22 protein-coding genes are annotated in these 20108 nt (G+C 52.8%); 13 read left to right on the forward strand and 9 right to left on the reverse strand.

Annotation, left to right across the window (positions count from 1 at the left end; translation table 11 throughout):
* From recN to HX448_RS03310, 3 genes are all read right to left on the reverse strand, one after another.
* Entirely contained in the window at nt 1-1731 is a 1731-nt protein-coding gene (gene recN, locus HX448_RS03300; RefSeq protein WP_162485987.1) for a DNA repair protein RecN, read from the reverse strand.
* Nucleotides 1732-1927: 196 nt separating this feature from the next.
* A complete protein-coding gene (locus HX448_RS03305; RefSeq protein WP_226846835.1) occupies nt 1928-2434 on the reverse strand; it encodes a ribonuclease H-like domain-containing protein in 507 nt (168 codons plus the stop codon).
* A 132-nt stretch (nt 2435-2566) separates the two neighbouring features.
* On the reverse strand, nt 2567-3286 hold the full coding sequence (locus HX448_RS03310) for a DUF5343 domain-containing protein (RefSeq protein WP_102330747.1): 720 nt from the start codon (nt 3284-3286) through the stop codon (nt 2567-2569).
* A 196-nt stretch (nt 3287-3482) separates the two neighbouring features.
* Here HX448_RS03310 and HX448_RS03315 point away from each other — a divergent pair, with 196 nt between their 5' ends.
* The 8 genes from HX448_RS03315 to cobO all read left to right on the forward strand — a co-directional run bounded on the left by HX448_RS03315 (nt 3483) and on the right by cobO (nt 10946).
* Nucleotides 3483-3692, forward strand: a complete 210-nt coding sequence (locus HX448_RS03315; RefSeq protein ID WP_076003758.1) for a hypothetical protein — start codon at nt 3483-3485, stop codon at nt 3690-3692.
* Nucleotides 3693-3726: 34 nt separating this feature from the next.
* Nucleotides 3727-4923: a cell division protein FtsA gene (gene ftsA / locus HX448_RS03320; protein ID WP_102330748.1), complete on the forward strand. Its 1197-nt coding sequence runs from the start codon at nt 3727-3729 to the stop codon at nt 4921-4923.
* A 47-nt stretch (nt 4924-4970) separates the two neighbouring features.
* On the forward strand, nt 4971-6095 hold the full coding sequence (gene ftsZ / locus HX448_RS03325; protein ID WP_102330749.1) for a cell division protein FtsZ: 1125 nt from the start codon (nt 4971-4973) through the stop codon (nt 6093-6095).
* 63 nt (nt 6096-6158) lie between these two features.
* Nucleotides 6159-6485 (forward strand): hypothetical protein, encoded by a 327-nt coding sequence (locus tag HX448_RS03330; protein WP_102330750.1) that lies wholly within the window; start codon nt 6159-6161, stop codon nt 6483-6485.
* 115 nt (nt 6486-6600) lie between these two features.
* Nucleotides 6601-7734 (forward strand): radical SAM family heme chaperone HemW, encoded by a 1134-nt coding sequence (gene hemW / locus HX448_RS03335; RefSeq protein ID WP_102330751.1) that lies wholly within the window; start codon nt 6601-6603, stop codon nt 7732-7734.
* Between the two features lie 14 nt (nt 7735-7748).
* Nucleotides 7749-9569: a translation elongation factor 4 gene (lepA, locus tag HX448_RS03340; RefSeq protein ID WP_102330752.1), complete on the forward strand. Its 1821-nt coding sequence runs from the start codon at nt 7749-7751 to the stop codon at nt 9567-9569.
* Between the two features lie 88 nt (nt 9570-9657).
* Nucleotides 9658-10362, forward strand: coding sequence for a precorrin-6y C5,15-methyltransferase (decarboxylating) subunit CbiE (gene cbiE / locus HX448_RS03345; protein ID WP_102330753.1), 705 nt, complete (start codon nt 9658-9660; stop codon nt 10360-10362).
* A 2-nt stretch (nt 10363-10364) separates the two neighbouring features.
* Nucleotides 10365-10946 (forward strand): cob(I)yrinic acid a,c-diamide adenosyltransferase, encoded by a 582-nt coding sequence (gene cobO, locus HX448_RS03350; RefSeq protein WP_102330754.1) that lies wholly within the window; start codon nt 10365-10367, stop codon nt 10944-10946.
* A gap of 19 nt (nt 10947-10965) precedes the next feature.
* On the opposite strand, the gene HX448_RS03355 is transcribed toward cobO, so the two are convergent.
* The 3 genes from HX448_RS03355 to ku are packed head-to-tail and all read right to left on the reverse strand — an operon-like array spanning nt 10966 to nt 13390.
* Nucleotides 10966-11574 carry a dihydrofolate reductase family protein gene (locus HX448_RS03355; protein ID WP_102330755.1) on the reverse strand — a complete coding sequence of 203 codons (609 nt, stop codon included), beginning with the start codon at nt 11572-11574 and terminating at the stop codon, nt 10966-10968.
* A 13-nt stretch (nt 11575-11587) separates the two neighbouring features.
* Nucleotides 11588-12604, reverse strand: coding sequence for a non-homologous end-joining DNA ligase (gene ligD, locus HX448_RS03360; protein WP_102330756.1), 1017 nt, complete (start codon nt 12602-12604; stop codon nt 11588-11590).
* Nucleotides 12605-13390 carry a non-homologous end joining protein Ku gene (gene ku, locus HX448_RS03365; RefSeq protein WP_102330757.1) on the reverse strand — a complete coding sequence of 262 codons (786 nt, stop codon included), beginning with the start codon at nt 13388-13390 and terminating at the stop codon, nt 12605-12607.
* A 138-nt stretch (nt 13391-13528) separates the two neighbouring features.
* On the opposite strand from ku, the gene HX448_RS03370 reads away from it, so the two are divergent.
* Nucleotides 13529-14149 carry an inorganic diphosphatase gene (locus HX448_RS03370; RefSeq protein WP_102330758.1) on the forward strand — a complete coding sequence of 207 codons (621 nt, stop codon included), beginning with the start codon at nt 13529-13531 and terminating at the stop codon, nt 14147-14149.
* A 2-nt stretch (nt 14150-14151) separates the two neighbouring features.
* On the opposite strand, the gene HX448_RS03375 is transcribed toward HX448_RS03370, so the two are convergent.
* A complete protein-coding gene (locus HX448_RS03375) occupies nt 14152-14736 on the reverse strand; it encodes a glycosyltransferase (protein ID WP_102330759.1) in 585 nt (194 codons plus the stop codon).
* A 149-nt stretch (nt 14737-14885) separates the two neighbouring features.
* Between HX448_RS03375 and HX448_RS03380 the strand changes: the two genes are divergently transcribed.
* Nucleotides 14886-15335, forward strand: a complete 450-nt coding sequence (locus HX448_RS03380) for a universal stress protein (RefSeq protein ID WP_102330760.1) — start codon at nt 14886-14888, stop codon at nt 15333-15335.
* Here the strand turns inward: HX448_RS03380 and HX448_RS03385 are convergent.
* Together HX448_RS03385 and HX448_RS03390 are read right to left on the reverse strand one after the other, a co-directional pair.
* On the reverse strand, nt 15332-15790 hold the full coding sequence (locus tag HX448_RS03385; protein WP_102330761.1) for a YbhB/YbcL family Raf kinase inhibitor-like protein: 459 nt from the start codon (nt 15788-15790) through the stop codon (nt 15332-15334). The genes HX448_RS03380 and HX448_RS03385 overlap by 4 nt on opposite strands.
* Before the next feature lie 12 nt (nt 15791-15802).
* Nucleotides 15803-16504 (reverse strand): HAD family hydrolase, encoded by a 702-nt coding sequence (locus tag HX448_RS03390; protein ID WP_102330762.1) that lies wholly within the window; start codon nt 16502-16504, stop codon nt 15803-15805.
* Nucleotides 16505-16638: 134 nt separating this feature from the next.
* Between HX448_RS03390 and lysA the strand changes: the two genes are divergently transcribed.
* From lysA to HX448_RS03405, 3 genes are all read left to right on the forward strand, one after another.
* Nucleotides 16639-17946, forward strand: a complete 1308-nt coding sequence (gene lysA, locus HX448_RS03395) for a diaminopimelate decarboxylase (protein ID WP_102330841.1) — start codon at nt 16639-16641, stop codon at nt 17944-17946.
* Nucleotides 17947-18139: 193 nt separating this feature from the next.
* Nucleotides 18140-19171, forward strand: a complete 1032-nt coding sequence (locus HX448_RS03400) for a DNA polymerase III subunit (RefSeq protein ID WP_162485988.1) — start codon at nt 18140-18142, stop codon at nt 19169-19171.
* Nucleotides 19164-20021 carry a PSP1 domain-containing protein gene (locus HX448_RS03405; RefSeq protein ID WP_102330764.1) on the forward strand — a complete coding sequence of 286 codons (858 nt, stop codon included), beginning with the start codon at nt 19164-19166 and terminating at the stop codon, nt 20019-20021. Before HX448_RS03400 ends, HX448_RS03405 begins: the two co-directional genes overlap by 8 nt.
* Nucleotides 20022-20108 lie beyond the last annotated feature (87 nt).

Raw genomic sequence — 20108 nt, forward strand, 5'->3', positions numbered from 1 at the left:
TCAATTCCTTAATGAGGCATTGAAAGCCGCTGCTTTTTCAAATAATTCCCGGGCAGTATCAGCGGCTGCGCGGCTGTTCTGGCCAGAAATCATGGAAGCTAATTCGGCCAACAAGCCATCCTCCGATAATTCAGACAGGGCACTGGTCATGCGGTCCTCGTCAAGGACTTTGCTGACGTTAAAATGGCGGGACCCGTAACAGGCTATCTGGGGTAGATGAGTGATACAGATCACCTGATGTGATAGAGAAAGTTTTGATAATTTGCGGCCGATAACCACGCCGGATCTCCCGCCGACTCCGATATCGATCTCATCGAAAATGAGCACTGGAACCCTATCCGCCGCTGCTAATGACGTTTTTATAGCCAGGGTGAAGCGGGACAACTCTCCGGTAGAGGCGATTTTTACAAGGGGCAGGAAGGGTTCTCCCGGGTTGGTGGAAACGAGAAATTCAACTTTGTCAGTACCTGTTAGGTCGTATTTGACTTTGCGCGAATCGAGTAGGGTCAAACCATCCGTCGACTCTTCGTTCTGTATCGAGACACGGAATCGGGCATTCGCCATACCCAATTCATCCAATTCGAGATTAACGGCCTGGTCCAGCTTAACAGCAGCGGCTTGCCTTCTCTCCGTCAGGGTAGCTCCAAGCTTGGCCAGAGCCTGACGGGTGGTTTCGCTCTCTTTCGCAAGAGCGATCTTCCGGTCATCCAGACAAGAGAAAGCTTCAAGTTCCTGCTGTGTTTTTTGTGCGTACTCCAGAATGGCAGAGATGCTACCGCCGTATTTTCGTTTCAGGTCTCGAATAAGCCCGATCCGGGTTTCGACTTCTTCCAGTCGCGAAGGGTCGGCATCCACCCGCATGACGTAAGAACGAACTTCTCTTGCTACCTCGGTTAATTCGAAGAGGGCATTCCTGACAACTTCGGCTTGAGCTTTCACCCGATTGTCTATCGCCGCCAGTTTTTCAATCGTTCCGGCTGCTTTAGAAAGACTGTGTGTTACCGGGGGCTCGATACCCTCTCCATCCAGAATATATTCCGCTTCCTGGGCCAGGTCCTTGAGTTTCTCGGCTGAGGTGAGAATCCTGCGTTCTTCCTCAAGGCTTACATCTTCATTTTCGGCCAATGCTGCCCGTTCGATCTCCCGGTATTGGAATGAAAGGAAATCCTGCTGCCTGGACATGTCGGCTTCCCGGGCTCTTATGTTTTCGATTTCACTGTTCAGGTCAGAAAGCGTTTTTGCGGTCTGTGAAAAATCATGTCTCATGCTCAACGTCCCGACATAACTATCAAGATAATCCAGGTGGCTTGATGGATTCAGCAGTGACAAGTGTTGGCTCTGCCCGTGGATCTCGACCAGTTTCTGCCCGATTTCCCGCATGAAAGAGCGCTGAACCGTCATGCCGTTTAGTCGAATCGTCGGTCGGCTGCCCCGTTTCAACGATAGGGACATGGTCATGGTGCAATCTTCTATGTCAATCCCTTGCCCGCGTAGACTGTCCAACACGTCACTTCGGGCGGAAAGATCAAAAGTCCCTTCGACCCGGCATTCCGTCGCTCCAAAGCGGATGGCGGTTTCGTCCAGTTTCCCTGAAAGCAGGGCTGAAATGGCATCGATCACCAGGGATTTGCCGGCACCGGTTTCACCGGTGATGATGTTTAAAGTTTCACCCGGCGACCAGTCGATCTCATCGATTATGCCGAAATTTCTAACTAGCAGACGTACTAGCAAAATATTGATCCCAAGTTGTGCCTGAACGTTTCCGGAAATGCCCGTAATTGTGTCACAAAAAAGCGGGGCGGCACAAATCCCTCAACCCGATCGCGGTCCAATGTAGAATCTAACCGAGGTGGACGATGCCGGATTTGTTCCATTCGAAAGAAAATCGGAGGCTGTACGTCAGTAGGGCAAATTTGTTTTACGGGTTCTATGCAATAAGTTCCCGAAGCGTTTTAAGGTTGATGGTGTCTTCCTTATTGTATTCCAGAAGGCTTTTCAAAGCCTCTTCGTCATAATTGTTGACGTATTGCCACCACAACCTTACAGCATGATAACCATTGACTCCCGGCAAATTGCGACCTATGCCAAGCATAACCTCAATTTTTTTCAAACCACCTCGAAGACCTTTTCGGTGACAACGGTGCATCAGATCGCAATGGGCAAAACCTTCTTCTACCAGGTCGACGCCCAAGCGGGTCTTAATGTAGGGGAGGTCAAACCGTTCTCCATTGAAGGTGTAAACGGTTTCAACACCATCCAGGGCTTGCAGCAAACTTTCGGGCGTAATGCGATCACCCACCAGCTGAATGAATTCCTCGGAGTTGCCATTGCAGCGGTGAATGCCGATTACAGTGATAGGGCAGTATTCCGGAGATAGTCCGGTGGTCTCGATATCGAGATAGGCTTCACATTTTTCGGTCATGGCTTGATCCATTATACCAAAAGCGCCTCCGACAGGCTTATATGACATAAAAATGCGGTAATTACGATTAATCAATATTTATTACGAACCACGTTTTTGCCTCAAAACACCCAATTATCAATATAAAGGAAGGCGAAAAATGAATCAGCGCTTGATGCCGGGGAATTTTTGGATCAGTTCATCGAATGCCTGAAACCAACGAAGTTTGACTTCATCGGTCCAGGTGGGATCGAAATCAGGGAATTTGGACATCAGCATCTGGCCGAGCGATTGCACCGGGGGGCTGGGGGGAAAAGCCAGTTGTTCGTTTGATGGTGTGGGGGGATCGGGATTTTGTTCCACGACTGTGTCGTTGCCTCTTGGCAGGTTGCGCCGGGATTTACGGCTGGAAGTCGTGGTATGAAACGCTTTGGACTTGCGGGTTACGAATGGCGATAGAGATATGCCGCCGTCCTGCGCCAGCCCGATGTAGAATTTGATGCATTTGCGGCCGACGTCAGCGGCAATCTGGAAATGCTCCTTAAGTTTTTCTTCCATTTGGGCGTAGGTTGCGTTCGCCGGTTCGAGTTCCATTAAGAAAAAAGGATACGCCTCTTGCGTAAGCTGTTTAAGTAGATTAGACCTCTGAACGCCCTTTGTTAGAATTATCTGTTTCAGCCTGAGAGTAGGGACTCCGTTCCCGTCGATCATTTTTAGGTATTTCAGGGCTCCGATCAATTGGCCGCCGGTAGATCCGGAAAGTTTATCGCCCCAAAAACTCCTGTCGATGCGGGCTGGAACCGCGGCCTGAAGTCCGTCCAAAAAATTCCAGAATGTCCGGTAGGACACATACGGCGGTAGCGTTTTGGAATTAGAAGTCGTCATGGCTTGGTTAGGTTCATTTTAGGTTAGAGGGACAAAAATGACAAGCTTTCTTGGACAAAAATTTTACACCACTGTGGACAAATAATTTTGTCAATTGGAATCAATCCGGACAAACTTGGACAACAATTGACGGTTGCTTTTTCCGGCGTTTAAGATAGCTGCAAATTTCAAGAGAAAAAAAGAGGGGGAAACAAAAATGGGTACGGCAATCGACTATCAAAAGGTAATGACCGAGATCGTCTACATCAACCTTCCGGGTCCGCAGGAACCGACCCCGGGTATGAGCGGCGGCGAACTCCTGCACGGTTTCTTGGCTGAGCTTCGGACCGGTTCCGATGCAGCTCAGAGGGCTTTCATCGATAGTCTGTGTGTCAAGTGGAACGTTCGCTACCGCGAAGGAAAATAGGCCGACAGGCGCAAGATAAGGAAGAGGAAACATTATGAAAAAAAGACTTGCTGCCATTGACGTCGGTACAACTAAGATCTGTACCATTATGGGCGATGCCGATGATTCCGGTATCCGTATCATGGGTGTAGGTACCGTCCCGTCGCTTGGCTTACAAAAAGGCATGGTCGTTAACCTGAACGAAGCCAGGGATGCCATCAAGCGCTCCGTGGTCATGGCTGAGCAATCGGCCGGATACAGAATCGAATCCGCGGTAATCAACATCACCGGCAGGCACATCCATTCCTCTAACAACCGCGGGGTCATCGCCATCTCTCGTAAAGATGAAATCATTCGCCAGGCTGATGTCAACCGCGCCCTGGAAGTAGCTAAAAACACAGCGATCCCGGCTGACCGCCGCTTGCTTCATCTCCTGCCGCTCGACTTCACTGTGGACGGCCAGGAAGGTGTGAAGAGCCCGGTCGGCATGCACGGTTTCAAATTGGAAGTAGAAACCCATATGGTCACCGCTTCTGCCACCGCGGTAGAAAACCTGGGTAAATGTGTCAAAGCCGCCGGCATCGAGATCGACGAGATGGTCTTCAGCCCTCTCGCCTGCGCCGAAGCGGTCCTTTCCGCGGATGAACTCCAGGACGGGGTCATTCTAGCCGATATCGGCGGCGGCACTACCGACATCGCCGTTTTCAAAGAAGGCAAACCCGTTCACACATCGGTCTTGCCGGTAGCCGGCTATCAGATTACTCATGATATCTCGGTCGGCCTTGGCGTCAGTTGGGAATTGGCCGAGGAGATCAAGATGCGCTACGGCAATGTCTACCCGTTTGACGAAAAAGCTTCCGATCAGGAAGTGACCGAAGGTGGACATACGTTCCCGTTGTCTCAGGTAAGCGAAATCATCCGTTCACGCGTTGAGGAAATGGTTCGTCTAGCCCTCCTCGAAGTACCCGGCGAGGATTACCAGAGCCTGCTGCGAGGTGGCGTGGTCCTCACCGGCGGCACCTGTAACCTTCCCGGTATCTCCGAACTCGGAGCCGAGGTGGCCCATCTGCCGGTCCGCATCGGCATGCCTCCAGCCATGTATGGTGTGTCCGAGAAACTGAGCGATCCTTCGTTCGCTACCAGCCTTGGGCTCATTATGTGGAAGGCCAGGAGCCGGAACGAAATGCAGGCGCCCCCGAGCACCTCACCGTCCGAAGGCGGCGGGTTGTTCGGTCTGTTCAAGAGAAAATAAAAAGAATATCGCAAAAATAAAAAAGAAAGAGAAAAACGAGGAGTACTATGGCTAGAACGATTTATGTCCCAAGTGGCGCAAAAATCAAAGTAATAGGCTGCGGCGGTGCCGGTTGTAACGCTATCACCCGGATGGTCCGCGAGCAGATTCGTGGCGTTGAATTCATCGCCATGAACACGGATGCCCAAGCTCTGGCGATCACCGAAGCCCCCCTCCGCATTCAGCTGGGTGAGAAATGCACCCGCGGTCTGGGCGCCGGCGGCGACAATAAGATGGGCCGCAAGGCCGCGGAAGAAAGCCGCGAAGATATTTTGAAGGTTGTCGAAGGTTCCGACATGGTTTTCGTAACCGCCGGTATGGGCGGCGGCACAGGCACCGGTTCTGCGGCAGTCGTAGCCGCTGCGGCCAAGGCCACCGGCGCTCTCACCATCGGCGTAGTCACCAAGCCCTTCGGCTTTGAAGGCACTCACCGCATGAAGGTCGCCGAAGAAGGTATCACCGAGCTCATGCCCAATGTCGATACCATGATCCTGATCCCGAATGACAGATTGTTCGAAATTTGCGATAACAAGACCGGCGTTGACGGCGCCTTCCGCATGGCTGATGAAGTCCTGCATCACGGCGTCCAGGCCATCGCCGAAGTCATCACCGTCCCCGGCATCATCAACCTGGACTACGCTGACGTCCGCGCCGTAATGAAAGACGCCGGCCCGGCCTGGATGAGCATCGGTCATGGCAAGGGCAACAACCGCGCTGCCATGGCGGCCAAGGCTGCTCTTAGCAGCCCTCTCTTGGATGTATCTGTTGATGGTTCCACCGGCTGTATCTTCAATGTGGTCGGCCCGGAGAACCTGACCCTCTTCGAAGTCAATGAAGCTGCCGACGTAATCCGTCAGGCTGTCGATCCCGAAGCCAACGTCATCTTCGGCGTCGGCACCGATGAGAGCCTCAGGGATGAGGTCAGGCTCACCCTTATCGCCACCGGCTTTGCCGACAAGAACACGTCCGTTGGCTCCCGCGACAAAGAGATCACTCGTTTACTGCGCAACATCAAGACCGAAAAGGAACTCGAAATCCCGGCTTTCCTGCGGCAGCGAGGGCTCGCTGGCGTCCGCCGGCCAGAACCGGCCCGCTCGACCCCGACCGCTTCATATAGTTCCAAAAGGTGGTAGACCCGGTTATTCCCTTAGACATGGGGTGGCGGTTGGTTACCGCCACCCCGCCTGGAGCTTGATATGGACTGCTCAATGACCAAAAATGAAATTGAATTATTCATGCGGGAGTTCGCTGACGACTATGAAAGCCAGGAGATGTTGCGTCTTCTCGGCCGTCACCCATACTGCCGCTTTAATCTACTGGCCCTGGCCGACAGTCTTGACATGAAACCCAAGGATATCGGCCGGACGATAAACCGCCTCCAGGAGAAAGGGCTTGTCAGGACCATCGAGTCCAAGGACAAAGCTCTCTACGCCCTGACTGAAAACAAGACCTGGCGTGACCTGATTACCAAAACCGCAGCGCTTGATTATCGACAAATGGCAAAACTGGAGAGCGCACCTTAAATTTGCTGTTTCCGCCTCATTAATACAGAAGAAAACCGCCGGGCTCCTCCTCCCCCGGCGGTTTTCTTTTCCGCGTGTAACCGAAGCATTTGTTTGATATAATTGACATAACATTATGCCGGAATTATCCCTGTATATTCACGTTCCCTTCTGCCTGAAGAAATGCAGCTACTGTTCATTCGTTTCATTTTCCGACCGGGCTCGGGATAAACAAAAATATGTTCAGGCTTTGATCGGAGAAATCACACTCGGCCAACGGGAGGGAGCCGCTGTAAGTACCGTGTACCTTGGTGGCGGTACTCCCAGCCTGCTGTCCGATCGCCAAATCGGTTCGATTCTGGAAGGAATTCATAATCATTACGTCGTCGATACTGATGCTGAAGTCACCCTGGAGGCTAACCCGGGCACGGTGGACGAGGCATACCTACAATCCATGCGAAAATTGGGTATCAATCGTCTGAGTCTGGGGATTCAAAGCCTGAGTGAAAAAGAATTGGCCTTTCTGGGCCGATGCCACACTGTGGAAGAATCTCGGCGTGCGGTAATTGAGGCGCGCCAGGCTGGTTTTGACAACCTGAGTTTGGATTTCATCTACGGCCTGCCAAATAGAAAATCCTGCCATTGGGAAACGATGCTTAATGAGATCATCGATCTCGGCGCAGAACACCTTTCCTTCTACGGCCTGACACTCGAGCCCGATACGCCGCTCGGCAAGATGGTCGCAAGTAATAAGACGCCGTCCCCTGATGCAGATCAGGCTGCCGAGGAATATGAAATCGCATCCCGAAAACTTATGGAGGCGGGTTATCGCCATTATGAGATTTCGAATTGGGCAAAGCCGGGGTTCGAAAGCCGCCACAATACTGTTTATTGGCAGCGCGGCCAATATCTTGGTATCGGGGTTGCAGCCCATTCGTTTTTGGACGGATCTCGTTTCTCCAACACCGTGAATCTTGATGAATATTTCATGAAGATCAAAAAAGGTCAATTACCCCGGGAAGACCTCGAGCCCATAAGCCCGGAACTTGCGTTGTCGGAAACCATCTTCCTGGGACTTCGCCTGGAAGAGGGAATCTCGATGAGTGACATCGGACATCAATTTAGTATAGACTTATCCAGCCGATTTTCCGCCGAGATAGCAGAGCTTTCGGGGCTGGGACTGGTTGAGGTGTCTGCTGATCGGCTGAAACTAACCCCCCGGGGGCGACTCCTGGGTAATGAGGTCTTTCTTCGCTTCCTACCGTCTTAGAATATAGGGAACTTATGGAACAATGCTTCATTCGTAATTTTTGCATCATCGCCCATATCGACCACGGCAAGTCGACGCTCGCCGATCGGCTCATCGAAAGCACCGGCGCCATGCGGCGGGAAGAGATGAGCGAGCAGGTCATGGACCGGATGGAACTTGAACGGGAACGCGGCATCACAATCAAGGCCAAGGCCATCCGGCTCAAATATATATCAGCGAATGGGCAGGAATATCTGCTTAATCTTATCGATACACCCGGACATGTCGATTTTTCCTACGAAGTATCTCGTACCCTTGCCGCCTGCGAAGGGGCGGTGCTCCTTGTTGACGTTACCCAGGGTATTCAGGCCCAAACCCTGGCCAATGTGTATCTCGCCATGGAGCACAACCTGGAGGTCATTCCGGCGTTAAATAAGGTCGATCTTCCCAGCGGTGAACCGGAACGGGTTATGTCAGAAGTGAAGAGCGTCCTAGGATACTCTGAGACCGAAACGCTTAAGATTTCAGGTAAGACCGGTCAGGGTGTCCCCGAGCTCCTGGAAGCAATTGTGGCTCGGGTGCCTCCACCAAGCGGAAGCCCTGACAGTCCTCTCCGGGCTCTTATATTCGATTCCCATTATGATCCCTACAAGGGCGTTATTGCTTATCTCCGCGTCACCGACGGAAATATCAGGAGAGGCGACAAATTAAAACTCATGGGACAGGGCACCACTCTCGAGGTGTTGGAGGTCGGCTATTTCGATCCGGCGGAACACCCAGTCGATTCATTGTCTTCCGGCGAGGTCGGTTACATAGCTACGGGCCTTAAAACGGTCGGCGATTGTTCTGTCGGAGACACGGTTACTTCCCTCGCCAACCCCGCTGTCGAACCCCTAGTCGGTTACCGGCCTGCCAAACCAATGGTGTTCGCCGGCATTTACCCGACCACGGCTTCCGACTACCAGGAACTGCGGGAAGCCATGGAAAAACTCAAGTTGAACGATGCCTCCCTTTCATATGAAATGGAAAATTCCCCGCTATTGGGTCATGGTTTTCGTTGCGGCTTTCTCGGCCTGCTCCACATGGACATTGTTTACGAACGGCTCGAGCGGGAGTTCGGGTTATCGCTGGTCGTCACCGCGCCGGGGGTGAGCTACGTCATCACCAAGACCAACGGTGAAGTCGTTACTGTGATCAATCCTTCCGAACTGCCTATGCCCACGGAAATTGCCGGTATGGAAGAACCCTGGGTTAAAGTGCGGATTCTTACGCCTTCCAAATACATCGGCCCGATCATGGAACTTGAGCAGGCTAGCGGCGGCGTCCACCGCCACACCGAGTTTTTGGGGTCAGCTTCGGGTACCGAAGGTGCCCAGAGGGTGCAACTGGATTACGATATGCCGCTCCGGTCGATGCTGACCACTTTTTACGACCAGCTAAAAAGCAGATCCAACGGCTACGCCTCTCTCGATTACGAATTAGAGGGCTACCGCGAGGCTCAACTTGCCAGGATCGATGTGCTGGTGAATAACACGTTGGTTGACGCTTTCAGCCGCATCGTTCCGCCGGAACAGGCTCACGATGTGGGTAAAGCGCTGGTCCAAAAGTTGAAAGAGGCTATTCCCCGGCAGCTTTTTGCCGTCCCCATACAGGCGGCTATAGGCGGCCGCATCGTTGCCCGAGCTGATATCCCCGCCCGCCGTAAAGATGTCCTTGCCAAATGCTACGGAGGCGATATTACACGTAAACGGAAACTTCTGGAGAAACAGAAGGAAGGCAAGAAGAAAATGAAGTCTATCGGCCAGGTAGAAGTGCCCAAGGAAGCCTTTCTTTCTGTGCTCAAAACGGAATTCTAATTTGTATCCGTTTTCGCCAATCTCGATGTTTGAGAGGCGATAAACCTTGTGTTAATATGCGGCAACTATACTACGAGAGTTATTCATAATGGATCGTACCTCCAAACCTGTTTGTTATATCGTCGGCATCGGTCCGGGCGGGTCGCCTAAGTGGCTGACCCACGCCGCCGAAGATGCCATCAAAGGATCGAATATCATCCTGGCCTGGGACTGGTCGTTGAAACCGGTCAAAGATTTGGTCGCGGGTAAGACCTTGTTTTTCCAGGAGACCAGGAACTATCTCCAAAAAGAAAAAGATGCCGCCGGGCGAGCCTTAGTCACCGGTGAAACGGTTGCCGTCCTCAGGGTGGGTGACCCCTGCGTCTCTTCCAGCCTGGCACAGGTGCTTGAAGTCTTTAAAGATTTCGATGTCAGGATCGTCCCTTCGGCCGGTGCCGCTCAATTCGCAGCCGCCCGCGCTCAGATATGTTTGGATGAATCGGTGCTTGTGTCATTCCATGACGGACACGAAGCAGAGAAAAAACGCAAGCTTAAATTCCTGGTCGATAGCTTCAATATCGGCCGCCATCTTCTGGCCTTGACCAATGAAACTCAGGTGCCTCGGCAGACCGCTTCCTACCTGATCGAGCATGGCCTCCCGCCGGAGACTTCGGTGCTGGTGTGCGAATACATGACTATGGAAGATGAACGCGTTTATTACGCTACTCTTGGAGAAGTTAGCAACACTGATTACCGCCTTACCTCCGTCATGGTCATCAAAAACCCCGGTAATGTCTTGAATCCCTGCACCTGAAAATGGAACACGAAAAGTCCGGAACAGATTATTGCCTCTCGGCGGCATTGACGTATGAACCTATGAAGCGAGGGCTGACGCAGGTATTCACCGGTGGGGGGAAGGGCAAGACATCCGCTGGTATCGGTACCGCTGTTCGCGCTTCAGGGCGGGGTTACCGGGTTTACATCGTCTATTTCATGAACCAAAATTACGACTCCGGCGAACAGGAAGTGCTGCATTGCCTGCCCGGGGTGAAATGGGCTGCCTTCGGGCCGGGCTTGGTGCGTCATCCCGAGACCCCGACGCCCGAGGTAAAAGCCAAAGCCAGTCAAGCCCTGGCTGAGGCGCGGCGAGCCATGTTATCGGGGGATTGGGATGTCGTCATAATGGACGAAATCAATATTGTGACCGGTTGGGGATGGCTGGAAACCAGGGACGTTGTTCAGCTGATCAAAGACCGGCCGGAACATGTTGAATTAGTCATGACTGGCCGTTTGGCTCCCCAGGAAGTCATCGATGCCGCCGATCTTGTCACCGAGATGGTCAAGATCAAACACCCATACGACCGCGGCATCCCGGCCCGGCGCGGTATCGAGTACTAGTCGGGAGAGCGACTACGGGCTACAACGTACCGGTTTTCAACGCGCCACGGGGTTCATAAGTGGCAATTATCACCCCTGTTGTCGACGCTTTTGAATCTATCAGTTCGAAATCTTGAGCCAAGGTGCCGTCCGAGAACAGTCTTTTACCGTTGCCGCCGACGGTGACCGGGAAGGTCCAGATATACATCCGATCTATCAAGTGATTTCTGAGCAACGTCTGGATCAGATTGCCGCTTCCGTGAACCCAAAGGTCCGGGTTATTCTTTGTCTTTAATTGTTTGATCTGGTCTACGACGTCCCCTACGATCAGTTCGGAGTTGTGCCAAGAAAGCTTAACGACCTTGTCCGACACGACCCATTTTTTCGTGCCGTTAAACCTCTCCGCTATAATCTGATCTTCTTTCGCTGTCGGCCAGTAAGCGGCGAAGATGTCATATGTCGTCTTGCCCAGGAGCAACTCGAACGGCAAAGCCATAAAACCGTTCATGATTTCGCCCATAAGATCGTCCCAGTAATTGGCCGACCAGCCGCCGTAAGCGAAACCGCCGCTGGTATCTTCGGTCGGCCCGCCGGGCGCCTGCATCACGCCGTCGAGTGTGACAAATGTTGTCGTTATGATTTTCCTCAACTTCTGCCTCGTTTTATTCTTTACTCAAGATCGTCTGCGGCCTAACCTCTCCGGCCGGTTTATCGGTTCTCAATCTCAAAAAGACAGGCTGCCGCAAAATGCCATCCCTGGTGCGCTCCGCGTATTTGATCTCGGCCACAAGTTCAGGTTTGAGCCAGGTAGTTTTTGCCTCGAAAGGGATTTCGGAAAGGAATGGTGATTTATCTGTAACCAGTTTTTTCATCTTCGACTTCAAATCATCGAGCAGGCGTTCGTCGAACCCGGTTCCGACGTTTCCGGCGTAGATCAGGCGATTGGTACTATCATATTGACCCAGGACTAACGAACCGAAGACGCCCGATCGTGCCCCCTGGCCGGCGGTATAACCTGCGATAACGAACTCATCGGCAAGCGTTCCTTTGATTTTCAGCCAGTCGGTCGATCTTTTGCCTTCCTGATAGCGGGCATCGCGTCTCTTGGCGATAATTCCCTCGAACCCGGCATCGATGGCTGCTTTGAAGATGTCAACACCGTTCCCTTCCAGGCGTGAAATTGCTTTAACCGATTTGCCGGTATTGAACACCTTTTGGAGCAGGCTGACGCGTTCAGATTGAGAGACAGCCATCAGATCATACCCGTTGAGGTGGACAAGATCGAAAACATAGTAAACGAGGGTGTATACGGTTTTCTGACTGGCACTCCGTTGAAGGTGCTGCTGCAAACACTGAAAACACGGCTTACCTTTTTCATCCAATGAAATAAGCTCGCCATCGAATATTGCGTCGTCTACTGCCTGTTCGGACAATTCGTTAGCTATGATGGGAAAACGGTCGGTGTAATCTTGAAAATGGCGGGACTGTAGTCTGGACTCGCCTCCACTGACAAAGGCAACTATCCTGTAACCATCGAGTTTGGGTTCGAAATACCAGCCCGGGTCCGTAAACGGTTTGTCTATCAGGGTCGCAAGCATCGGCGCAAGGCGAGCTGGCATTTGTGCACGCCGGGCTCCCGTAATGGCGCGCAGATCAATCCCGGACGTTTTTGAAGCCAACTATTTTCCTTTGCCTGCAGCGGTTTTGGTTTTGGCCAGACTCGCTTCAAGGGCTGCCATCAGGTCCTCGGTTTCCTTTTCCGGAGGTGCCTTAGGAACCGTTATCTTTTTGCCTTTCAACTTGGCATCGATGATTTTTTCAAGAGCTTGCCGGTACTCGTCATGATATTGTTCGGGATCATATTTCTCTTCCATACTCTTGATGAGAGAAACGGCCATGTTGATCTCTGCTTTGGAGGGCGGTGCTTTTGCTTCCGCCAACTCGGGGGGCGCCGTGATTTCACCAGGGTAATGCATCGTATGCAAGATCAACGTGTCTTTGTAAGGCCGAAGACAGGTAAGGTGTTCTTTTCTGGCAAAGGCTACTTTGGCAATCGCGACTTTTCCAACCTCCAGCATCGCTTGCCTTAATAATTTGAATGGTTTTTCGCCCAGCGGTTGCGGTTCCAGGTAATGGCTGTCGAAAAAATAAATAGGATCGATGTCTTCTGTATCGACAAAAGACTGGATATCGATGGTCCTCGTGGTGCGCAGAGGCACCGCTTCGAAATCCTTGTCGGTGATGACGATATACTGCCCTTTGGAATACTCGTAGCCCCGTACCGTATCCTTGATGCCGAAATACTCCCCATCCTCGGGACAGTGGAGCACCTGGTTTGGTTTGACCAGATCCCTCTTGTGCAGATAGCTGAAACGCAGCGGCCTCTCCCTGACCGCAACCGACATCGATACCGGGATAACCACCAATCCGAAACTAATGGCGCCTTTCCAGAAAGCCTTTGGCATATTGCCTCCAAAATACTTCTTTTATTCCAATATAGCGCACATCAAGAGTTAAGGCACTCTGAACTTGGAAATTTGAATAGGTAATTTCAATCATCGCCCCAGCTCTGCTAAAATGCGAGTAACTTATAAGGAGAAAGAATGTCACCCGAAAAACCACTGGACAGGAATTCAAGTGAAATCAGGATAATCACAGGCGACGAGCCGGTTTGTCCGCCCAAAACAAAGACCGAACGTAAGGCTGAAGACGAAGAGATGGTCCTGACCATTCTCATTGAAATTCCCAAGGGGAGCCAAAACAAATACGAATGGGACAAGGAACGCAAGATCATCAAATTCGATCGGATGTTATTCTCCGCTGTACATTATCCATCAGACTATGGATTCATATTGGACACCCTGGCCGAAGATACCGATCCGTTGGACGCGCTGGTTTTGGTCTCAGAGCCGACGTTCCCGGGGTGCCTCATCGATGCTAAACCGATCGGCTTATTCCGCATGCGGGATGAAAAGGGTCCGGATGAAAAAATTCTTTGTGTACCTATGGGGGATCCCCACTGGAACTTCATCCAGGAACTCTCCGATGTCCCGCCACACCTCTTGAAGGAAATTGAACACTTCTTCCGCATTTACAAGGAATTGGAGAAGAAGAAGACCGGCGTTGAGGGTTGGGAAGACCGCGATTCAGCGATTAAAGCTGTCCAAGCTTCACGCAAACGGTATCAGGATAAGCAAAAGCAACTCGGCGGCAGCCGGATCTAAATTTAATCCTGTCGGTTTTTGCTTTCGATCGCCCGTGAAAAGATAACTTCCAGCCGGTCGATGACTGTTACGGAAATTTTTCCTGCATTAAATGACAGGTCGATCTGCTCGATTTTTTCAGCTGGGGCTTTAAGATCATGGAGCCCTTCGGCTATCGCGTGAGTAGCGCACGTTATCGTCTCAAACATATGGAGGGCGTGTTCGGCCGACCATCTGGTCATGCCTTTGCACGATTCAGGCTTGATGTCCAGGCCTGTGACCGTCAAAACCAACCGTTTGAAACGCAGGAAGCGACGGTACACTGCGGCAAGAATTCCGAATCTGGTCAGGTAGTGGGCGTGAATAATGTCCGGTTTAATACGTAGGATAATGGGAGCTGCCGCCAAAAATGCGGCGTAGGTTATGGGGTAGGATGTGGTGAGCGGCAGCTTGTGGACCCTGACTCGCGGATCCAGGGCTTCTCTTTCGGGGGCTACATGGCACATCAGGTGAACTTTCCAGCCGCGTTCGGCGAGTTGGTTGACTAGAGATACTATCTCTGGCGAATTATCAGCTAGCTCGACTACCGTTCGGGATGATTTTTCCATGTGGCACACTATACCTCAATATTGTTGTCTAAATCTATCGCGAGGCATTTTGCGTTTTCCAGACTTGACCGTGGGTCCCCATTTTGTGAACGAGCCGAAGGTCGGGTAAACTTTATTGTGACCCTTTAAATATATCTCGGAGGTTAACGATGTATAAACGAGTGATGGTGCCCCTCGATGGTTCCGAACTATCGGAATCGATCATTCCGCAGGTCGTGAGCGTCGTCAAACCATCCAACGCTACCGTCGTCCTGTTCCAAGCCCATGAAGCCATCGAACCCTCGGTCCGCGAGGTCATGGGGGAGGACATCGCCTCTAAATTGGATACCGTAACCCGGGAGGATGCGCAAAGCTATCTCGATAAGATCGCTGGCGACCTGGCCAACCAGGGCATAAATTCTGAAATCGTCCTGGGCAAGGGAAGACCCGCAGAAGCTATCATCCAATACGCCACGACCCATGCTATCGATCTCATTATCATGGCCACCCATGGCCGCAGCGGGATCAGCCGTTGGGCTTTCGGCAGCGTAGCCGAGAAGGTGTTTCGTCAATCACCTGTGCCGATTCTCCTGGGACCTGTTGCCGGAACCCGGGCTTAGAAACGTTCGTAAAGCCCGGTTACAGATACCTCTTCCAGGACATGGCCCTTCAGGGCTTTGTCGAACCGGTCTCTATTGACGCCGGCCGGCAAATCAGGCTCGATGTCCAGCGCAAGGAAACTGTAAGTGTAATGATGGACCTTGCCTGGCGGAGGGCAGCAGGGTGCGTACCCATAGGCACCGCCTGAGTTGACGCCCTGTTTTATGCCGTTAGGCAGTTCCCGCTGGCGAGCCAGGTTGGCTGGGAGCCTGGTTGCCTTTGACGGGATCCCCCACACGAGCCAGTGTGTGAAAAGACCTCTTGAGGCGTCCGGATCGTCCATAACAACGGCAAAACTCTTAGTCCCAGTAGGGGCGCCGCGCCAGTCTATTTCGGGTGAAATTCCCGGTCCGTCGCAGGTACAGCGCTCAGGGACTTTTTCGCCATCTATGAGTCCTTCAAAAACAACTTCCATTTATTAACTCCTTTATTGGTCTATCATGTTGGTCAACTGATAGAGCGTTCTCACCCTGGGACATTCCGCCGGTGCTTCCGAAAAACCGCCGCGGTCAAGAAGGACCGCCTTCATGCCCACTGCGGAAGACCCCAGCACATCGATTTGATATTGATCTCCCACGAACATAATCTGTTGCGGGGGAAGTTCGACCCGCCTCATGGCTTCCAGGAAGATCTCGGGATTGGGTTTGGTAAAGCCGGTCTCCTGCGAGGTTACTACGGTCGTGAGAAACGGACTGATGCCAAATTCATCCATCAGCGGCTTGATGTCCTTGTCCACGTTCGACACTACGCCCATTATCATTTCGCGACGTTTTAGCTCGGACATTGTTGAAATGACGTCGTCAAAAAGGACCTGCTTCAGCTTGGCGTCGCGGAAACGGAGGAGCATCGAGCGGATGATATCCGGGTTGGGCTCGATGCCGCCTTCATTAAGGACGATCGCCTGGTGTTTGGCGTAGACCGCTTTCACCTCTTCGGCGGGTCGCTTGCTCATGGGCTTTTTGGCATTTTCGGTATAGAAATACTCGTCAGCGATGATAAAACCTTTGGCAAAAGCTTTGGCCGACGCCTTGATGCCCAGGCTATCGAGCGCCTGGGACTCCCATTCCTCCCGGGGCGGGTCATATCCGACCAGAGTTTGGTAGAGATCGAAGAATACTGCTTTGATCAATTGAACTCCTTAATACAGAACGATGATAATTCTAGCGGAGGCGAGTTTGGGGTGCAAAGGTTTGTTTTTGGTGTAAAGAATTTACCACAAAAAGCTCTTTGACCTCATCATGTGGTATTGCTATCATGGGCGGTATGAAAAACGCTCCTCCTTTTTTCCCACTTAACTCCAGCATCGATGATAACGGCCACCTCAGAATAGGCGGTCTGGATGCCGTGGCCCTTACAAAAGAGTTCGGCACTCCGCTATATGTATTTGACGAGGACGACATCCGGGAGCGGTGCCGGGAGTTCAAGCGGGAGTTCACGGGACGATACGCGGCGACGCACATTGTCTTTGCCGGCAAGGCCTGCCTCACCCGGGCTATCGCCAAGATAGTTGCCTCGGAAGGATTGGGCCTGGATGTGGTGTCGGGTGGGGAACTCGAGATCGCCCGCTCAGCAGGTTTTCCGACCGATGCGATCTACTTCCACGGCAACAACAAGTCGGATGCTGAACTTGAAATGGCCCTGGAATACCGGGTGGGCCGAATCGTCGTAGACAATTCATTTGAATTAGGCCGCCTCGAAACCATGGCCGCAAGGCGAGGAGTCCGCGCCGACATCATGTTCCGGATCAAGCCCGGCATCGATCCCCACACCCACGCCAAAATTACCACCGGCAACATCGACTCTAAGTTTGGCTTCGGCCTCGATGATGCCTCGGCGGCTGCGGCGCAAGCGATGAAGTCCAAGAACTTGAGACTGATCGGCTTTCACTACCACATCGGTTCTCAGATCTTCGAGATCCAGCCTTTCCTGGACGCCATGAAAACGACACTTGAATTCATGGCCCGGATGAAACGGGAACTCGGTTTTATCACCGAAGAACTGGACACGGGCGGCGGCTACGCTATCCAATACCTTTCTGGCGTCGTTCCGCCTACCATCGGCGAGTATGCCGAGGCGATCGTAAACGCTTTCAGGGACGAATGCCGCCGGCTTGGTCTTGCCATGCCCAAACTTTCGGTCGAACCGGGGCGGGCCACGGTGGCACGATCTGCGGTGGCTTTGTATTCCATCGGAGCGATAAAAGACATCCCCGGAATCCGCAGGTACGCCTGCGTCGATGGCGGCATGGCCGACAACATCCGGCCAGCGCTTTACTGTTCACAGTACGAGCCTTACCTCGCCAACCGCATGTCGGACTTCGCTGGACAGACCTATACCATCGCAGGGCGATTCTGCGAATCGGGCGACATTCTTGCGACAGATATCAAGCTGCCGGAGGTCAAGCGCGGCGATATCCTGGTGATGCCTGTCTGCGGAGCTTATTGCATCCCGATGTCTTCCAACTACAACGCCTTTTACCGGCCGGCCATGGTCATGATCAAAGACGGCAAAGCGCGTTTGATCAGGCGGCGCGAGACGGTCGAAGATCTGACCAGGACCGATCTGGGATAAAAAATCGAAATCCGAAATTCGAAATACGAATCAATATCAATGACCGAAATTTTCAAATGCGATGCCTCCCCTCGAATCCGACCGGAGATTGCTTCGTCGTCCTTTCGTCAAAGGACTTCTCGCAACGACGACCGGGTGAACCTTGGTGCGTTGGATTTGTTTAGGATTTCGGACTTCGTGCTTCGGATTTACCGTGACTAACTGGCGTCTCATAGGGCAGGATAACATCGTCGCTTTCCTGGCTAAAAGCCTGGAGAACGGGAATCTGTGCCATGCGTATCTGTTTTCAGCCCCCGAGCACTCCGGCAAGACTGCCCTGGCTATCAGGTTGGCCCAGACTCTCAACTGCATCGGCAGCGACCCTCCCTGCGGCGTATGCGAGCCGTGCCGGCGCATCGCCTCCGGCATCCACTCGGACGTCCAGGTGATCGGGCTGGCGGTCAACGATGAGGGCAAGAGCAAGACCGAGGTAACTATCGAACAGATCCGGGCGATCAATCATGCCTCTTCCATGCCGCCGTACGAAGGCAAGTGCCGGGTCTTTATCATCGAAGAAGCGGACCGGATGTCGACCGGCGCGGCTAACGCGCTATTGAAAACCCTCGAAGAGCCGCCGCCGAATGTCGTATTCGTACTGACGACCTCGAGAGAAAACCTGGTGCCGGAAACTGTCAGGTCGCGATGCGTTAAACTGAAACTCGCCTCCGCCCCAAGGACCGAGATCTCCCAATATCTGGAGAAAGACCTCGGTTTCTCCGCTGAGCGTGCTGGACTGCTGGCGCGCTTAAGCCAGGGCAGGGCGGGCTGGGCGATTATCGCCGCTGCAGACGACGCTGTGCTGGCGGAAAGAAAAGAAAACCTCGACCGGTTTGCCGAGACTCTGGAATCCGATTTCGATTTCCGGTTCGAATTGGCGGCGAGGCTGGCGACCCGCTTCGGCAAGTCGAGAGTCGAGATATACCGGATGCTCGACCAATGGCTGTCATTTTGCCGTGATCTGCTATTGATTAAACTTGACATAAATGATGAGGTAGTCAATACTGACTATATGGCGGCGCTCGAAAGGCTGTCATCCCGAGTGGGCACGACAGAAGCGCGTTCCATAATCGGATCGCTGTCGAATACGCGGCAATACCTCGAGCAGAACGCGTCGCCGCGGCTTGCGCTGGAAGTGCTGATGCTCGGCTTGCCGTTACTCGGAGGGAGTCTAAAGAAGAGTGGTTAACGTTGTTGAGATCCGCCTTAAAAAGGCGGGCAAATTATACCAGTTCGATCCTGCGGCCTTTGCGCTGGAACCAGGCAACAACGTCGTCGTGGAGACGGCGAGGGGCCTGGAGGTCGGCAAGGTCATAAACGGACCGAAAGAAGTCCCTGAGGATAAGCTTGAAGCCCCGTTAAAGCCGGTTGTCCGCATGGCAACCGAGGAAGATATCGAGCACCGCCACACGGTATGCCGTGCCGAAGCCCAGGCGATCGTCGACTGCGAAGAACTGGTGGTCAAGCTGAACCTGCCGATGAAGTGCCTGGCGGCGGAATACAACCTCGATGAAAGCCATGTCACCATTTATTTCAGTTCAGAAGGACGGGTCGATTTCCGCGAACTGGTCAGGGAACTGGGTCGCAAGCTGCGCATCCGTGTTGAGTTGCGTCAGGTGGGACCGAGGGATGAGACCAAGATCCTGGGCGGGTACGGCCGCTGCGGCCGAGAACTTTGCTGCGTCAGCTATCTGACCGATTTTGCACCCGTTTCGATCAAGATGGCTAAGGAACAGAATCTGCCTCTGAATCCGGTGAAGATATCCGGCGTTTGCGGCCGGCTGCTATGCTGCCTGGGTCATGAATATGAGACCTATAAGTGCATGAATGACGAACGGGCGCGCATCGCCGCGGCCGAAGCTGCCGCGATGGCGGCCAATGCCACGGTGGCTCCCTCAAACCGGCCGGTGATGCCGGAACCGGAAGACAAAATCGGCGTGACGCCGATCACCGAGGCAGACGACCAGGTGGCGCCCGCTGCGACGGCTACTACTGACACAAGCACCGTGCACAAAAGGCGGAGACGACGTCGGCGATAAGAGAAAATCCTAATATCTAATATCTAAATTTAAATAATCTCAAAACCCAAAATTCAAAGGCTCAAAACGCCGAAGGTTTTGGGTTTT

The organism is Dehalogenimonas etheniformans (genome assembly GCF_014672715.2).
Taxonomy (GTDB): Bacteria; Chloroflexota; Dehalococcoidia; order Dehalococcoidales; family Dehalococcoidaceae; genus Dehalogenimonas; species Dehalogenimonas etheniformans.